The 16,788-nt window shown below is 64.6% G+C and carries 12 protein-coding genes; 6 read left to right on the top strand and 6 right to left on the bottom strand.

Annotation, left to right across the window (positions count from 1 at the left end; all coding sequences use genetic code 11):
• Nucleotides 1-355: 355 nt before the first annotated feature.
• From ACTJJM_RS09315 to ACTJJM_RS09300, 4 genes are all read right to left on the bottom strand, one after another.
• Complete coding sequence (locus ACTJJM_RS09315; protein WP_235651181.1) at nt 356-2,755, bottom strand: autotransporter family protein; 2,400 nt, start codon at nt 2,753-2,755, stop codon at nt 356-358.
• A 290-nt stretch (nt 2,756-3,045) separates the two neighbouring features.
• Nucleotides 3,046-3,441, bottom strand: coding sequence for a hypothetical protein (locus tag ACTJJM_RS09310; protein ID WP_440865427.1), 396 nt, complete (start codon nt 3,439-3,441; stop codon nt 3,046-3,048).
• Nucleotides 3,442-4,164: a fimbrial biogenesis chaperone gene (locus ACTJJM_RS09305; protein WP_440865426.1), complete on the bottom strand. Its 723-nt coding sequence runs from the start codon at nt 4,162-4,164 to the stop codon at nt 3,442-3,444.
• A 58-nt stretch (nt 4,165-4,222) separates the two neighbouring features.
• Nucleotides 4,223-4,741, bottom strand: coding sequence for a fimbrial protein (locus tag ACTJJM_RS09300; protein WP_049482076.1), 519 nt, complete (start codon nt 4,739-4,741; stop codon nt 4,223-4,225).
• A gap of 412 nt (nt 4,742-5,153) precedes the next feature.
• Between ACTJJM_RS09300 and ACTJJM_RS09295 the strand changes: the two genes are divergently transcribed.
• From ACTJJM_RS09295 to ACTJJM_RS09270, 6 genes are all read left to right on the top strand, one after another.
• The gene (locus tag ACTJJM_RS09295) at nt 5,154-7,694 is read left to right on the top strand and encodes a fimbria/pilus outer membrane usher protein (RefSeq protein WP_440865425.1); all 2,541 of its coding nucleotides are present in this window, start codon (nt 5,154-5,156) and stop codon (nt 7,692-7,694) included.
• 34 nt (nt 7,695-7,728) lie between these two features.
• Nucleotides 7,729-8,238, top strand: coding sequence for a fimbrial protein (locus ACTJJM_RS09290; RefSeq protein WP_116862596.1), 510 nt, complete (start codon nt 7,729-7,731; stop codon nt 8,236-8,238).
• A 31-nt stretch (nt 8,239-8,269) separates the two neighbouring features.
• Entirely contained in the window at nt 8,270-9,250 is a 981-nt protein-coding gene (locus ACTJJM_RS09285) for a fimbrial protein (RefSeq protein WP_241888633.1), read from the top strand.
• Between the two features lie 128 nt (nt 9,251-9,378).
• Complete coding sequence (locus ACTJJM_RS09280; RefSeq protein WP_440865424.1) at nt 9,379-10,440, top strand: fimbrial protein; 1,062 nt, start codon at nt 9,379-9,381, stop codon at nt 10,438-10,440.
• Between the two features lie 143 nt (nt 10,441-10,583).
• Nucleotides 10,584-11,252, top strand: coding sequence for a hypothetical protein (locus ACTJJM_RS09275; RefSeq protein ID WP_440865423.1), 669 nt, complete (start codon nt 10,584-10,586; stop codon nt 11,250-11,252).
• A gap of 393 nt (nt 11,253-11,645) precedes the next feature.
• Entirely contained in the window at nt 11,646-14,561 is a 2,916-nt protein-coding gene (locus ACTJJM_RS09270; protein ID WP_440865422.1) for an autotransporter family protein, read from the top strand.
• Nucleotides 14,562-14,725: 164 nt separating this feature from the next.
• Here ACTJJM_RS09270 and ACTJJM_RS09265 read toward each other — a convergent pair whose 3' ends face one another.
• Both ACTJJM_RS09265 and ACTJJM_RS09260 read right to left on the bottom strand, forming a co-directional pair.
• Nucleotides 14,726-16,111 carry an FAD-binding oxidoreductase gene (locus tag ACTJJM_RS09265; RefSeq protein WP_440865421.1) on the bottom strand — a complete coding sequence of 462 codons (1,386 nt, stop codon included), beginning with the start codon at nt 16,109-16,111 and terminating at the stop codon, nt 14,726-14,728.
• Nucleotides 16,108-16,752: a metal-dependent hydrolase gene (locus ACTJJM_RS09260; RefSeq protein WP_440865420.1), complete on the bottom strand. Its 645-nt coding sequence runs from the start codon at nt 16,750-16,752 to the stop codon at nt 16,108-16,110. Before ACTJJM_RS09260 ends, ACTJJM_RS09265 begins: the two co-directional genes overlap by 4 nt.
• Between the last annotated feature and the right edge of the window lie 36 nt (nt 16,753-16,788).

Raw genomic sequence — 16,788 nt, 5'->3', positions numbered from 1 at the left:
CGATGGATGAGCGACGCCGACAGACAAGCGTAAACAACGTAGTTACCAAACGGGATTGCAAGCCCGTGCCACCCGTTGTCGGTGGCGGACACATGATGCGCACGAAGGTGCCGCTGTACCAATCAGAAAAGTTTCAAATTCAAAGTTATTGCAATCTGCATGCGCGCGAAAGATCGCCGTGCAGAGTGAGGCGAATGCGTCAGCATTCGCGCAGCGTCCTTGTAGAGCCGAGCCATGCTCGGCTTGCCGCGCGAAGCGCGGCGCTTTCCGCAATCTGATCGGACAGCAGCCGAGCATGGCTCGGCTCTACAGAAAGCAGAACGGCGCCGGAGATGTCGGCGCCGTTCTATTCCCATTACCAGCTGTACGCCACCGACAGGTTGGCGGTCGCCTCGCGATACCCACTGTCACCACGCATCACACCAAACCCGCCCCATGCACTGAAACCGGAACGGAATTCCACACGCGCACCTGCGCTCAGTTCATAGCGGTTGCGCGGAATGCCGGCCTTCAGCACTTCATCATCGAAGGCGATGCCATTACCCGCGCCATCGCGGTACCAGTTGGCCGCCAGATAAGGGCTGACCGAGGCACCCGCTGCCGAGCGCGATTCACCCTGCAGGCGCAGGCCGGCACGGCCGGAAAGGCCACTGTTACCCGCTGCACGCACCACGGTGCCATTGGTTTCGGTATGCACGTCGGTCTTCGCGTCGGTGTAGATCAGCTGCACCTCCGGCTGAAGGCTCAGCGCGGTGTTGCCGATCTGGCCGATGCCGAAGCGGTAGCCGGCTTCCACAGACGACTGCCAGATATCCGAGTCGTAGCGCTCTTCGGCCAGACCGTCGCCCTGCACGCGGTTGCGGAACTGGCCGCGCTGCACGCTGGCGTCCACGTACATTGCATCATTGGCCCAGTTGCCATACACGCCCAGAGCACCACCTTCCACCTTGCCGCGTGCGCTGAAACCGGTCACGTCCGAACGCGAGGTGGCGCTGCTGCGTGCCGCGGTACCCATCACGCCGACGCGGCCACGGCCGTCATCGAACACGCCGACGTCCGCACCCAGCTGCAGGCGCGAGCGGTCCACGCGCAGGTCGAGCTGGTCATCCACTGCACCGAGCTTGCTCTGGGTGCCGTCCACGCGGGCCCAGCCACGGATGCCCTCCGCCGCCGCGGCGCCGCCCTGGCGATCGCGGTAGCTGTGGCGCAGCATCTGGTCGAGCGCGAACTGGTTGGCCAGGTAGGCGCCGGTCTCCGGGCGCAGGATCGGGATGGGGGTGATCGGGTCGATGGGATCAATCGGATCAATGATCGGCTTGCACTGCGGCAGGGTCGGGTCGGCCAGGCACGGGTCCGGCGTGGTCGCCAGTTCCGAGCGCAGGTACCAGTTGCCGTTGGCGTCCTTCACCAGGAAGTACTCGTACTGGCCGCCCACAGCGCGGCCGACCAGATCGAACTGCGCGTTGGAGGCGCCGCCGATGTCGATCAGCTCGATGCCGCGTTCGGTCTTGGCACCAGCACCGCCGGCATTGAGCACGCGCACGTTGGCCTGGCCGTTGGCATCACCAGCAATCACCAGCGTGTCAGTCAGCGAGGTGTCGTCACCCAGCTGGGTGTTGAACAGCAGGGTGCCGCCGTTGCCGGTGAACTCGTCCAGGCTGAGGGTGTTGAAGCTGCTGCCATTGCCCAGCGCCACGGTACCGCCGGCGCCCAGGGTGAGATGGCCCACGCTGCTGTCGCCGGTCATCAGCCAGGCGCTGTCGGTATCGATGGTGGCGCTGGTGACGTTGATGAAGCGGCCGTCGATCTGCGCCTTGTTGCGCAGGAAGACGTCCAGGCTGCCATCAACCGTTGCGGCATCGAAGCTGACATTGCCGATCAGGCGCGCGTCATCCACGTTGAAGCGCACATGGCTGGCCCCCGGCGTGCTGCTACCGGTAAGCGAGTCCACCTGCAGCAGGTTGCCATTCCCCCCGATCAACCGTGCACCGTTTGCCACGGTGATCTCGAAGTCGGCAGCCTCGTCGGCGCCCACGCGGATCGCCGCGCCGCGCCCGGAGCGAATAGTGGAACCGTCAATACCCAGACGTAGCGTGTCGGGCGTATGGATCGAGCCGTACATCAACACCCCCACGTTGTCGGCGTCGATTTCCGAGCCATTGACGATGTCTACCCGGCCGTTTTCCATGCGCACGCCCAGACCACTGGACATATCGCTACCGCTTGTCGTGTCCTCCACGCGCACATGGGTGGAATCCAGAATGGACCAGGCGCCGGGCAAGGGAATGCCGCCGGGGGTGCTGCCCAGCGTCAGGCCGATGCTGAGTGGATTGCTTGGCAGCAGGCCGTCGGCAGCGGTGACAAGAATGCGGCTGCCGATCAGGTGCGCCGACGAGGAGCCCTGCACCAGGATGCCGCCACCACGGATCGTACTGAACTCTGATTCGAAGCGTGCCGTCCCGTCCAGTTCCACTGCACGCTGGTGGGAGCCGCTGCGGTTGATGGTGGCATTCCATATGGTCACGCGTGAATCAACGGCACGGATGTTGTTGGTCTGGCCACCCGTCACGTTCAATATCGCGTCGTTGCGCAGCGTCCATTCCTCAATCGGGTCGCCGTCGTTGACCGATGCCACGGTACCGTCCAGATCACCGGCCCAGGCGCCGGCCAGCGGCAGCATGCAGAGTGCGAGGACGATGCCACGCGCCAGCGGGCGTTGATGAGGATGAGCAGTGCGGGTGCGATGACGGTTCATGGTCTTGTCCTTTCTGGGAAAGAGTCGACACAGAGAGTCGTTCAGGCACTCGTTCACGTATGTGGCCTTTTCGACCTGTTCGCGTGAAGCGTGCGTGATGGGCCTAAGTAGGCAACCTGTGTCTTGATCGGCACGAATTTTGGGTGCAGGTACAGCTCTGGCCCATGCAATTAGTTGCAAAACCGGCTTATTTGGCGCGCGTGCTTCAGGGCGGTTAAGGCGATGGCAGAGAGCGCTGGAAGCTACGCGCAAGACCCTTGTGGAGCTGAGCAGATGCTCAGCCTACCGCGCTAAGCGCGGCGTTCTTCGTGACCTGACCGGAGAGCAGCCGAGCATGGGCTCGGCTCTACAGAAGGCGCATCGTGCACAGTGGAACGGCGCCGGGCATGCCGGCGCGGTAACAGCTGTACGCCACCGACAGGTTGTCCGTTGCTTCCCCGGTACCCGCTGTCACCGCGCATCACGCCGAAGCCATCCCACGCACTGCATCCGGAACGGAACTCCATCCGCGCACCCGCGCTCAGTTCATAATGGTTTCGCGGAATGCCGACCTTCAGCACTTCATCCTCGAAGGTGATGCCACCACCGGCGCGATCTGGCAACCAGTTCGCGGGCAGATACGGGCTGACCGAGGCGCCGACGAGCATGGTTCGGCTCAACGGAGAGTAGATGGTGGTGCGCTGCACCTACCGCTCGATACGTGCCTCGGCCTCGCGCGGCGTACCGTAGTCATCCAGCCAGGTGAAGCTGGCCGTGGTCGGCATCGCCGAGCCGGCCGGCAGCGGCAGGCGTACCTGTGCGCCGGGTGCCACCATGTCCACCTCCACCGTGCGCCCGTCAGACAGGGTCAGCGTGCTGAGCGTTACGTGGTAGGGCGTTGGGTTGCCCACCTGCAACGCGTTGCCTTCGGCACGCCACTGCAGCTGGGCTGCCGCATCGCGCGCGTTGCCGGGCAGGCCGGCAGGCCGATGGAACAACTTCACGCGCGTGCGCACCGCGAACTGCAGCAGGTTCTTGCCGCTGGCATCGCTGGGCTTGGGCGGAATGTCCAGCAGATTGAAATAGAACACCGATTCGCGATCAGTCGGCAGCGGTGCTTCCGACGGACGCGGCGCGTAGGTGATGCGATAGGCCTGGCCCTGGTGCGCCTGCAGCAGGCGCGGTTCGGCCGGGGTCAGCCGGAACGGCGTGCGCACGTTCTCAGGACGTGCATGGCTGTCGCCATCGTCAATCCAGACCTGCACCATCGCCGCCTGCTCACCGGTATTGGTGGCCTTTACGGTCACGTCGCGGCCCTTGGCTGCGTCATGCACGATACGCGTGCCCTGCAGCGTTACCGCTGCCGACGCCGGCAGCGCCAATGCGCCAGCCAGCAGCGCGGTCATCCACGTCATTGCACGGAACTTCATTGCAGATACCTCGGTTGAGTGCGTGCCAGCCCGTCCCTGGGCCGGCGTGCAGAGGGGATTACTTGTAGAGCACGACGAAGTCGCCGGACGCATTGGCAACACCGGCGGTAGCGTTCTGCCCCGGCGAGGCGTACCACGCGCTGTAATCCAGCTGGCCCTTGCCGGCGGCCGGAATGGTCACCCACTGCAGCGGGTCCTCGCCCAGCTTCTGGTGATTGCCGGCCACGTCGTACAGGGCGACGCCCACGTTGGAGGCCGCGCTCGGATCCGGGTTCAGGGCCAGGTTGCCGGTGCTGCCGTCCGGGGTGCCGCCGAAGCGCACGCCCACATCCTGCGTCGCGCCGGAGCCGGTGCAGTCCAGCTGGATGCTGAAGTTCTTCATGCCAGCGCGCTCGGACGCATTGACCGAAGCCACATCAACCTTGCCCATCGGCACCGTGATGGTGCCGCCCACGGCATCCACCGCGCAGGTGCTGGTCATCAGTTCGCCGGTGATCTCCAGCTTTTCAGCGAAGGCGGCGGGGGAAACAGCCAGTGCGAGCGCACCGGCAACAATCATGTTCAACGTGTTCGACATACGGATGTCCTTTGAAGGGGGATCAATGAATCCGCATTGGGTGTGCCAGCGGATGCGCACAGTGTTCCTGGGCATGCCCGCCGGGAACATGCAATTAGTTGCAAGGTGCTTGTGCAGCCTGCGGGTTCGTGCTTGCGGTAAAGCGCGCAGTCAGGAAACGACATTCGACCCTCCGACGGTCGTTTGAAAGCGGGAGGTGCGTGATCTGCAACGCATTCGATTGACCATCGTCGCATCGTGAAAACAACGCTGAATCGCCATAAAACGGCGCATTCACGTAAAGCCGCGTCTTTGCGTTCCGTGTTGTCGCTTTGCAACAAATTGCATGGGAAGGCGGCGCGGGGCTGTCTACGCTTCGGCCCACTTCGACTACGAGCGATGTCGGCTTTGGCCTCATCGAGTGACGTTTTCCATGCAAAAGCGCGCCTTCCCTTGCCGCAATCATTGCCGCCTGATCAGCCGCCCGCTGCGCGTGGCCATTGCCGTTGCGATGGCCATGGCAGTGGCCAGCCATGCCCATGCCGTCGACGGTGAACCACTGCAGTTCAGCGCAGGGTTCCTGATTGGCGGCAAAGCCATCGACATGCAGCGTTATGCGCAGGGCAATCCGATGGAGCCGGGTGACTATCCGCTGGACGTGGTGGTGAACGGGCAGTTCCTGGAGAACCGCGACATCCGCTTTGTCGAGGCACCGGCGCCGGTGGGCGCAACGCCTTGCCTGCCGATGGCACTGCTGGGTCGCTTGAATCTGAAGGACAGCTACCTGGCCGATCTGCAGGAAGATGCAGAGGGCTGCATTGCATTGCCTGCGCTGGTGGAAGGCGCCACCGTGGAATTCGATGCGGGCAACCTGCAGTTGCTTGTGAGCGTGCCGCAGGCCGCACAGGCGCGCAATGCACGCGGCTACGTGGCACCGGACCAGCGCGACCATGGCGTTACCGCTGCGTTCTTCGACTACAACGTCAACCACAACCGTGCCCAGGGCCAGGATGCGACCTATCTGGGCTTGAACACGGGCCTGAACCTGGGGGCCTGGCGCCTGCGCCACCGTTCGTCCTTCAGCCAGAGCAGCCATGGCACCCGCCACGATGTGATCAGCAGTTACCTGCAACGCGATCTTCCGGCCTGGAACAGCCAGCTGTTGCTGGGCCTGGGCAATACCGGGGGCGAGTTGTTTGAATCGCTGTCGTTCACCGGCGCCCGCGTGGCCAGCGATGAACGCATGCTGCCCGATTCCCTGCGCGGGTTCGCGCCGGTGGTGCAGGGCATTGCCGAGGGCAATGCGCTGGTGACCATCCGTCAGAACGGCAACATCATCCACGAGGTGAGCGTTGCCCCGGGGCCGTTCTCCATCGAGGACCTGTACCCCACCAACTTCGGCGGTGATCTGGAGGTCACCGTTACCGAAGCCGATGGCCGCACCCAGCGCTTCACCGTGAACTTCTCTGCGGTGCCGCAGGCACTGCGCCCGGGCGCCAGCCGCTTCAGTGCCACCGCCGGTGAGCTGCGCGACGCGCGTGGCGAGCGCGAAACGCTGCGGTTCGCCGAAGGCACCTACGCGCGTGGCATCAGCAATCATTTCACTGCGCTGGGCGGTGTGCAGATCGCCGAGGATTTCCAGGCGGCGCTGTTCGGTGGCGCCGTCAACACGCCGATCGGTGCATTCGGTGCCGACGTGACCCACTCGCGTGCGCGTATGGGTAACGGTGAACAGGTTACCGGCAACAGCTTCCGGCTGAACTACCAGCGCTACGTGGCCGCCACCGGCACCAACTTCGGCCTGGCTGCGCACCGCTACAGCACGCGCGGCTACATGACCCTGAACGACTTCGCGCTGTCACGCAGTGACGACTGGGGCCATGCCGGCCGCGCGCGCCAGCGCTTCCAGGTGAACTTCTCGCAGCGCCTGGGCGAGCGCAGCAGCCTTTCGCTCAGTGGCGGCCATGTGCGCTACTGGGGCGATTCCCCGCAGCAGAACGACCTGCAGCTGCGCTTCCAGAGCAGCCTCGGCCGCGCCACCTACAGCCTGTCTGCCATGCGCTACCGCCTGGGTGACGGCCGCCAGGATACGCGCTACACCGCCAGCCTCAGCATTCCGCTGGGCACCGCGCCGCGCGCCCCGCGCCTGAGCACGCAGCTGGCCCATTCTGCCCGTGGCGAACAGGGCCAGCTGGGCCTGAGCGGCACCCTGGGCGAATCGCAGCAGCTCAGCTACAGCGTGGGCGCCAGTGACGGCACCGGTGGCCAGCGCAGCACCAGCGCGTATGCCACCTACAACGGTGGCCACGGCACCCTGACCGCCGGCTACAGCCGCTCGGGCGACTACAGCGCCATGAATGCCAGCGCGGCGGGCAGCGTGGTGCTGCACCGGGATGGCATCAACTTCGGCGCCCCCCTGGGTGATGGCTTTGCGCTGGTGCAGGCCGACGGCGCGCAAGGTGCACGCATCGGCTATGGCGATGATGTCCGCATCGGCCGCAACGGCTACGCGCTGCTGCCGCATGTCAGCCCCTACCGCTGGAACCAGATCGAACTGGATCCGTCGGGCCTGCCGATGGACGTGGAGCTGCTGCAGACCTCGCAGCGGGTGGCACCCACGGCGGGCAGCATTGTGCGCGTGGCGTTCAATGCCAAGCGCGAACGCACGCTGTTCATCGATGCCACCGATGCGCTGGGCCAGCCGCTGCCCTTCGCCGCCCGCGTTGAGGATGAAAGCGGTCGCGCTTACGGCGCCGTTGGTCAGGGCGGGGTGATCCAGCTGCGTGGCGCCCCCGAGCAGGGCGGGTTGATTGTCGACCCCGAGGGCCCGAACCGATGCCGCCTGCAGTACACCACCCCCGACGCGCCCGACGCCTATGGGCTGTCGTGGAGCCAAGCGGTGTGCACGCCGCTGCCGCCGCCCAGCCCCGGCCTGCAGGCCGCGCTGGATGCCGTAACCGAGTCAACACGCTGATTACTTCCCTTCATTTTTCACCTTGGAGCATCCCATGAACCTGATCAACCGCCTCACCTTGTCCACTGTGCTGCTGGCCGCCGCGCCGCTGGCCCTGGCCGACAGCGCCACCCTGACCATCACCGGCCGCGTGCTGCCCGGCACCTGCACGCTGGCCGACGCGCAGATTTCCTTGGACGATGTCAAAGCCAGTGACCTGACCCCTGGGCAGGACAGCCAGATCAAGGCCGGCGCGCTGGAGTTCACCGGCTGCGTAGGCGTCAGCAAGGCGGTGCTGTCGTTCGCCGGCACCGCGGCCGATGGCGATGCAGAGCGCTGGAAGAACACCGCTGCCACCGACGCGGCCGACGGTGTGTCGATTTCGCTGCTGTCGGGCACCACCGGCAACACCTATCTGAAGGACGGTGACACCGGCATCGATGTGCCGGTGACCGGCGCCACCGCGCGCTATGACCTGCGGGCGGCGTACCACGCGCCGACCGGTTCTTCGCTGAGTGCCGGTGAAGTTTCCACTGAGATCGTGGTTACTGCTGACTACGAGTGAGGCGGCGGGTCAACGCCCAGGGAGCATGACAATGAACGTTGCATTCAAGCGAAAGCCAATGGCAAAGAACACGCGATTGCGTGCAGCGGCACTGGTGATTGGCCTTTCACTGCTGACGGTGTCCGCGATGGTCCAGGCGTGCACAGGTTTCAGCAACACTCCAAGGCATCGGGAATACACCCATGACACCTACCCGGAGCAGCGTGGCCGATGGTTCAGAGGGAGCAATGGCCCCACAACATTCAATAACTGCACGGCCGACTTCGATCTGAATCTGCGCCTGGACGCACCGGGGCTGACCTATGTCGGCACCCTCGACTATCTGGGCATGACCTTTCCGGCTTACGAGTTCGGGCCGGAATCTCCCTTGGTGATCTTCACCTTTGAGCAGGTTGTTGGCTGGGAGCGCGTTCCGCTTGAAGTGGGACGCGAACAGACCTATCCCATCCAGGTACAGACGCCGATGAATGCGAACGTCGATTTCCGGCCCGAGTTCTTCTCCAGAGGTGGGCGGATGCGTACGTATACGTTTGACGTGTCCTTGACCTGGACTTCCCCGCAGCATCCGGCAATTGATGGTGCCTACAACAGCTCCTACACCCTGCACTTTCCTGTGGCGACGTGTCCGTTGCAGGACAGCGACGAGACGCTGGACGACGTGCAGACTGCAGAGCTGTCCACTCCTGGTGGGACCGCCAAGGAAAAGCGGGTGGCGATTCGCATGAACTGCGGTGTCGATCCGCCGCGCGCCCGGATGACGTTGAGTGACGCCGGCGATGCGGGCAACACCGGGAGCCAGCTGACGCCCACAGCCGATTCCGATGCTGAAGGCGTGCGCGTGCAGCTGCTGCGCAATGGCACCGAAGTGCAGTTCGGCCAGACCTGGGACTTCGAGCCTGGCGTCGGCGGCGTGCACGATCACGCCTTCACCGCGCGCTACATCCGCACCAGCGAGGCACTGGTGCCTGGTCTGATCAAGGGAGAGGCGGTGCTCAACGTCGACTACTGGTAAGACCGTGTAGCGGCTCGCTTCCGCTGGAGATGTGCGCGAGTGCCTGTGTGCCCGCGATTCTGCAACCAGTTCGATGGCGCTGCATAGCGGTGGCGGCGACGATGGGCCACCGTCGCCGAGGCGCCAACATGAGGCTTGACCCCATTCGTTCCGCATTCTTCTTTCCGCTGCGCGGAACCAATCTGTCCCGCGCAGCTGAATTTGCCAAGGCCGGCAACAAGCGCGTGTCGCGCGGCCAACTCCGGCCGAGGTTGGCTGTCCTTGCCGGTGTACTGGTTTTCTCCGGAAAGGTAGCGGCGTGCGAGCACTACACCGCGTTTCCAGACGTTGTCCTTGATACCGTCTTTACGAATGCCCCGGAGGACCCGCAGAGGTTCATGATCCAGGAAAGAGGCCGGTCATCACTGAGGCGGTGCTCGTTCCCGGGCGGCCCAATTCCTGTCTTCGTGCGCTTGGACGTTCCGGGACTTGCCTACGTGGGTGACCTGCAGTATCAGGGTAGAACCTACGCATCGTATGCCACTTCTGAAGACTCGGCTCTACTGGCGTTCGATGTGTACTGGAATGAGGCTGACCGCAAGCCTCTTCGCCTGGGCGAAGAGCTTGAAATGGAGTACGAGACCACCGCTGGAGACGGTGTACAGTACGTGATCTCATACACCGCGCTGGTGTTCTCGCGCGGAGGACGGATGCGTACTTCCAGTATTCGCACAGGTAGTATCTCACTGCGATCTCCCGCGCATCCTGGTCTGGATTCCAGTGCGCCCTACTACCTGGCACCCCAGTTCCCGGCCGTGACGTGTCCGTTGCGGGATGTCTCGGAAACGCTTCAGGATGTCCAGTGGGCTGAGTTGTCCACGCCGGGCAGCACTGCCAAGGAGAAGCCGGTGGCGGTCCGCCTGAGCTGCGGCACGGATGCACCGCGCGCGCAGATCACATTGACCGATGCTGGCGACCCGAAAAATTCGGGGAGCCAGCTGACACCCACGGCCGATTCGAATGCGAAGGGCGTGCGCGTGCAACTGCTGCAAGCGGGAGGCGAAGTGAACTTTGGACGAATCTGGAATTTCGAGCCGGGTGTTGGCGGGACGCATGACATCGCATTCACGGCTCGATACATCCGCACCGATGAGCCGTTGATGCCGGGTCTGATCAAGGGTGAGGCGGTGCTCAACGTGAACTATTGGTAAGGCCGTGCAGCGGATCGCCCGTGCACATGATGTGCGCGCGACGATCTCCTGCAGGTGCGGTGCATTGGTGATTCTGCAACCAGTTTGATGGCGCAGCATGGCGGCCTCGGCGAGGATGGTTCGATCTTCGCAGAGGTGCCAGCATGACTCATGACCGCATTCGTTCCGCACTATTCCCTCCGCCGCGCGGCACCAACGCATCCCGCGCATCACGTGCGGCCAACACCGGCAGCAAACAAGTGGTGCGCGCCCCGCTCCAGTTGAAGGCGGTGGTTCTGGCCGGTGCGCTGATGGTCTTCGGTACGGCAGCGGCGTGCGAGCAGTACTCGGTGTACCCCGACGTTGTGCTTGATTCTTTCTATGCATCCGCTCCGACACAACCTCGGATGTTCATGGACCAGGAGCGCGGGCGCTCGGCAATGAGGAAGTGCTCATTCCCCGGAGGACCGATTCCGGTCTTCGTGCGCCTGGACGTGCCGGGGCTTACCTATGTGGGGGAGCTGCAGTATGAAGGCAGGACGTATGCGTCCTACGCCACCTCTGCCGATTCGGCCTTGTTGGCCTTCGACGTGTACTGGAATGCTCTCGACCGCACGCCGCTGCGTCTGGGTGAGGAGATGGAAATCATGTACGAAACGCGCGCCGGCGATGGCCTGCAATACACCATCAACTACACAGCGCTTGTGTTCTCGCGCGGCGGACGGATGCAGTCGTCCAGCATCCGCACCGGAGTCATTTCGCTGCGCTCGCCAATGTACCCAGGCCTGGACAGCAGTGCCTACTACTATCTTGCACCAACCTTCAGTCCGTGAGGATGGCGCTGATGTGACCTTCCGCGGAACCGTCACAGCTGCCACGCCAGAGACTGGACTTCATGAAAGCTGGAGATACGAACGCAGTTGCTGTAGCAGGCGCTGAACGATTCCTGTTTCGCAATGCCTTTTTCGTCATTTTTCTTGAATGAATGTAGCGCCGCGCGTTGCAGGGGGCAGGCTGCCGTTGACCTTCACAGGGGCGGGCCACCAGCAGGGCAACGCGTCAATCTGCGCGATGTTGGTGGAGCGCTGACAGGCTAATTCGGTTGTGTCGCGACAAGCGGTGACGCAAGTGCTGTGGCTATGCCGTATTCCACATTGCAACTAATTGCATGGTGGGTGGGTAACGCGACATCCACCATGCCGGTCTCGACAAATGGAGATTCCGACATGCAAGCCGATCAGGTCCACTACTCGGCGTTGGCCTTGGCACTGACGGCTGCACTCGCCGTTGGCATTCCCATCAAGGCACACGCACAGCAGGTCATTGCGGACGGTGACGCGCAAACCCCGGCAGCGGGCGATTACAGTGCAACCGGAGTGGGCAATCATGCGTTCCATGCGCTGAATGGCGGCAGCATCGTGCCGTTGGGTGCGGTCAACGTCAGTGCGGATGGCGATGGTGCATCCGCGGCCCGTGCTGAAGGCGCTGGTAGTCGTATCGAACTGAACGGTTCGACCTTGGTCACCACCGGCTTCGGTGCCACCACGGCACTGGCGACGACGGGCGGTGAACTGAATCTGACGGCGACCGACGTGATCAACAAGGGCACCGGCATGGGCGTTGTGGCCCATACCGGGAGCCAGGCCACGCTGCAGGGCGTGAACATCCGCATGGAGGGCGTGTCGTCAGTGGGTCTCTCCGGCGGCGGTGACATCACGATGACCGGTGGCTCGATCTCGGCAATGGGGCTGGGCAGCCGGGCGGTGTCGGCCACCGGAGCGAACATGAACCTGACCGGCGTTGAGATTGAGGGTGCGTCCGGCATCTGGCTGGCCGATAACAACCAGCTCGACCTTGCGGGAAGCACCGTGAGGGCCAGCGGCATCGCGCTGGACATCAATGGCCGCGGCAATGCAGTCACTGTGGTGGACTCCAGCTTCCATAGCACCGGCGATGGGACGGGAACCGTCAAGATGTTCTCCGATTCAACCTTGGCGATGGCACGCAGTTCCGTCATCAGCGAGGGTGATCGCGCTGTCGGCATCGATGTGCGAACCGGTACGGTCGATCTGGACAGCGTGGATGTGACCACGTCGGGTGCGAGCAGCCATGGGTTGTATGCCGACTTCACTGGCATCGGAACCGATCCGACCATCAGCGCACGTGCGACCCAGGTCCAGACCTTCGGCGATGGCGCGATCGGCGCCGTGGCACGCAAGGGCGGCACCATCCACCTGGCCGACAGCATCATCCGCACCGAGGGTCGCGAGGCGTACGGTGTGCTGGCCGGTGGCACCGGCGGGATGACGTTGACCGGTACGCATGTCCGCACCGAGAGTGAGGGCGCGTGGGCTGCGGTGATCAATGACAACGGCAGCCTGGGTATCGACGGTAGTTCGCTGGTGAGTGCCCAGCATGGTGGTGTCTGGGTACGGAGCAGCCGTGACCCGGGTTTGACGGTGTCCAACAACGCTTACGTATCCGGTGGCAACGGCATCGCCATCGCGCTGGATGCGGCGGTGGCCGGTCGCTTCGATGTGGTCGTCCGGGGTGGTTCGCAGATGGTCGGCGACATCGTCATCACGCCCGAAGACGAGGATGCCGGTCTGGTGCCGCAGTCCGATGTACACGTGCGGCTGGCTGACGGCTCGCTGTGGCAGGGGTCTTCCGACCTGGTGCAGACCATGGCGATTGAAAGCGGTAGCCAGTGGACACTGACCGGCGACGCTACGGTGGGCGAGCTGGATGTGCGCAACAGCGGCGTGGCGTTGTCCGACGGCAGTGGCCGCTTCAACACGCTCACCGTGGAGGGCGACCTGCACAGCGAAGGCGCCACGTTCCTGTTCCAGGGCGCCTTGGGCGGTGACGACAGCGCCTTTGATCGCCTGCATGTGCGTGGCGATACTTCGGGCGATGCAAGCATTGCGGTGAAGAACATTGGCGGCGTTGGCGCTCAGACCACCGATGGCATCCAGCTGATCGAAGTGGACGGTGCATCGCTGGCAACCTATGCGCTGGCCGGCCGCGCCGTGGGCGGCTCCTATGAGTACTTCCTGTTCAAGGGGGGCGTGACTGATCCCACCGATGGCAACTGGTATCTGCGTTCGCAATGGTTTGATGTCTGCAAGGACAATCCGGCCGCGCCGGGCTGTGTGGTGGACCCGGTTGATCCGGTTGACCCCATCGATCCGGTGGACCCCGTGGATCCGGTGGACCCGGTGCCGGTGCTGCGTCCCGAAGCCGGGGCGTACCTGGCCAACCAGTCGGCAGCCATCAACATGTTTTCCCATCGCCTGAACGACCGCATCGGTGCCGTTTCGCTGGATGAAGGCCGTGCCGCGTGGGCGCGCGTGGGCCGGCAGCAGGCGGACTTCAGCGCGGTCGGTGGTCAGCTGTCGATTGATGGCAACACCTCGGTGCTGCAGATTGGCACTGATCTGGTTCGCCGAGGCAATGCAGCGTTCGGCGTGATGCTGGGCACGGGGCGTGCCGACAGCAGTGCAGTGTCCGATCTGACCGGCTACAGCGCCAAGGGTCGGGTGCGCGGCAGCGCGGTGGGTGTGTACGGCACCTGGTTGCAGGCCGCTGACGGCACGCAGGGTGCGTACATGGATGCAAACCTGCAGCACGGCCGTTTCGATAACCGGGTGCAGGGCATCGGCCTGGAGCCGGAGCACTACGATTCGCGCATGACAAGTGCGTCGCTGGAGGCCGGCTACACCTTCAACGTGTGGCAGGGCATCGCCAGCGCGCTGTATGTGCAGCCGCAGCTGCAGCTGAGCTATGTCGATTTCCGCGCTGATCGCCACGTGGAGAGCAATGGCACGGTGATCGACCACGCCGATGCCGGTGGCCTGAGCGGGCGCCTGGGCGTGCGCGTGTTCGGCCATGGCACTGCAGCCGGCAACACCGTGCAGCCGTACCTGGGTGTTAACTGGCTGCGTGGCAGTGGTACCAGCACGTTGCAGTTCAACGATGACACGCTGGGCGCGGATGTGCCGCGCAATCGTTATGAAGTGCAGGCCGGTGCCGAGTTCAAGCTGGGCCAGCGCTGGGGCGCATGGGGCGGGCTGAGCGTACAGCGCGGTGACCATGGCTACCGCAACGTGGGTGGCCAGGTGGGCGTGCGCATGGCCTGGTAAGCGGCAATGCCGGGGGGCGGCACGCGGCCCCCTGTAGAGCCGAGCCCATGCTCGGCTCACCGCGCGAAGCGCGGGTGCATCGTGATCTGAACGGAGAGCAGCCGAGCGTGGGCTCGGCTCTACAGGTGCACACCTTGGTAGCGCCGGTTCATGCCCGGCCAGCATCACACCGGCGGCAGCACCTTGCCCGGGTTGAGAATGCCATCCGGGTCCAGCGCGGCCTTGATCGCGCGCATCGTCGCCAGCGTGGCCGGGCTGAACGCCTGCGTCATGAAATCGCGCTTGGCCAATCCAATGCCGTGTTCTCCCGACAACGTGCCGCCCAGGGACAGCGTCAGTTCGAAGATCTTCGGCAGCGCGGCATGCGCGCGTGCGTTCTCATCGGCATCGTCCGGGTGGTAGAGGATGTTGACGTGCAGGTTGCCGTTGCCGGCATGGCCGAAGGTGACGATGGTCAGCGTGTACTCGCGTGCCAATGCCTGCACGCCGGCCACCAGCTCCGGAATGCGCGACACCGGGACCACCACGTCTTCATTGATCTTGCCGGGCGCTACGGTGCGCAGTGCCGGCGACAGTGCCTTGCGCGCGGCCCACAGCTGGTCGCGTGCACGGCCTTCCATCGCCACGTCCAGCTCGATCATGCCGTCGCCTTCGGCGGCGCTGGCCAGTGCCTGCAGCAGGTAGGGCAGGGTGTCGTGGTCACCATCGGCTTCGACCAGCAGCATCGCGCCTGCCTCGGGTACGTCAGCACCATTGAGGCGCAACAGCTCCAGGCTGCGTGAATCCATGAATTCCAGGCGCGTGGGCACCACCGGCTGCGACATCAGTCGCGACACCGCTGCTGCGGCCGCATCGGCGTCGCGGTACAGCACGCGCAGGCCGGCCTGGCTGACCGGCAGCGGGGTGAGCTTGAGGGTGGCTTCCACGATCAGCGCCAGTGTGCCTTCGCTGCCTACCAGCAGGTGGGTGAGGTCGTAGCCGGTCGAATCCTTGGTGTAGGCGCCGCCGCAGCGGATCACCTCGCCGGTGCCGGTGACCGCGACCAGGCCCAGCACGTTGTCGCGGCTGGTGCCGTACTTCACCGCGCGCGGGCCACCGGCGTTGCAGGCCAGGTTGCCACCCACGCTGCAGATCTCCGCGCTGGATGGGTCCGGCGCCCAGAACAGGCCATGTGGCGCCAGCGCCTGCTGCAGCGTTCCATTGAGCACGCCGGGCTGCACCACGGCGCAGCGATCACCAGCACGGATCTCCACGATGCGGTCCATGCGGGTGAACGACAGCACGATGCTGCCCGGCAACGGTACGGCTGCACCGGTGGTGCCGGTGCCCGCGCCGCGCGCGACCAGCGCGACGTGATGTGCACGGCAGGCGCGCACCAGTGCCTGCACCTGTTCGACGCTGGCGGGCAGCGCGACGGCAGCGGGGCGCTGGTGGCGCCACGAGTTGTCCTGCGCGTTCGCCTCCAGCGCGTTGTCATCCATGCGCCAGCCCTCCGCTCCTAGCAGGGCAGACAGTTCGGCAATCAATGCGGTGGGCAGGGCAGTACTCATGACAGATCTCTTGGGGCAGCAGGAGCGGGTTGGATCAGTTTCCAGGCAACAACGGCGCCGGCCAGCGGCAGCCAGACCCAGCGCAGTTCCGAGAGCAGGGTGGCGATGCCGCGCGCGCTGAAGAACTGCGGCGCAAACGGTGAAACGCGGATCGGCCGCCACGGGGCAAAGAAGCGCTGTTCGCTCCACGGCCAGGCGAGGGCAACGCCGAGGCCACCGGAGGTCATTGCGTCGAGCAGGGGATGGCTGGCGGCGCAGATGAAGACGAACACCGCCGCCTGTACGGTGGACGCCAACGTTGGCCCTCGCTGGGTAGGTGCCAACCTTGGTTGGCGCGAAACCGCCGACCAAGGTCGGCGACTACCGGAGCTGTGTGGTGCCGACCAAGGTCGGCCGCTACCAAAGAACGCCCACACCGCGGCCAACGCGGCCAGCACGCAGGCAAACAACAACGAATGGCTGGCACCGCGATGGCCGAACGCATCGGCATAGGGAATGTGCAGGGCAAAGGCCAGCACGTCGGCATCGGGCAGCATCGCGGCAACCACACCGGCAGCCAGCAGCCATGCCGGAATGCGGTCACGATCCGCGGCGCACCACAGCGCCAAAGGCACAGCGGCATGGGTGATGATCGAAGGCATCAGTCACGCACCATGGTCGTGCCGGCCAGGCTGCGC

Origin of the sequence: Stenotrophomonas sp. 22692, assembly GCF_052045015.1 — a bacterium.
GTDB classification, from domain to species: Bacteria; Pseudomonadota; Gammaproteobacteria; order Xanthomonadales; family Xanthomonadaceae; genus Stenotrophomonas; species Stenotrophomonas geniculata.
This window is presented reverse-complemented; position numbering and strand designations above follow the sequence as displayed.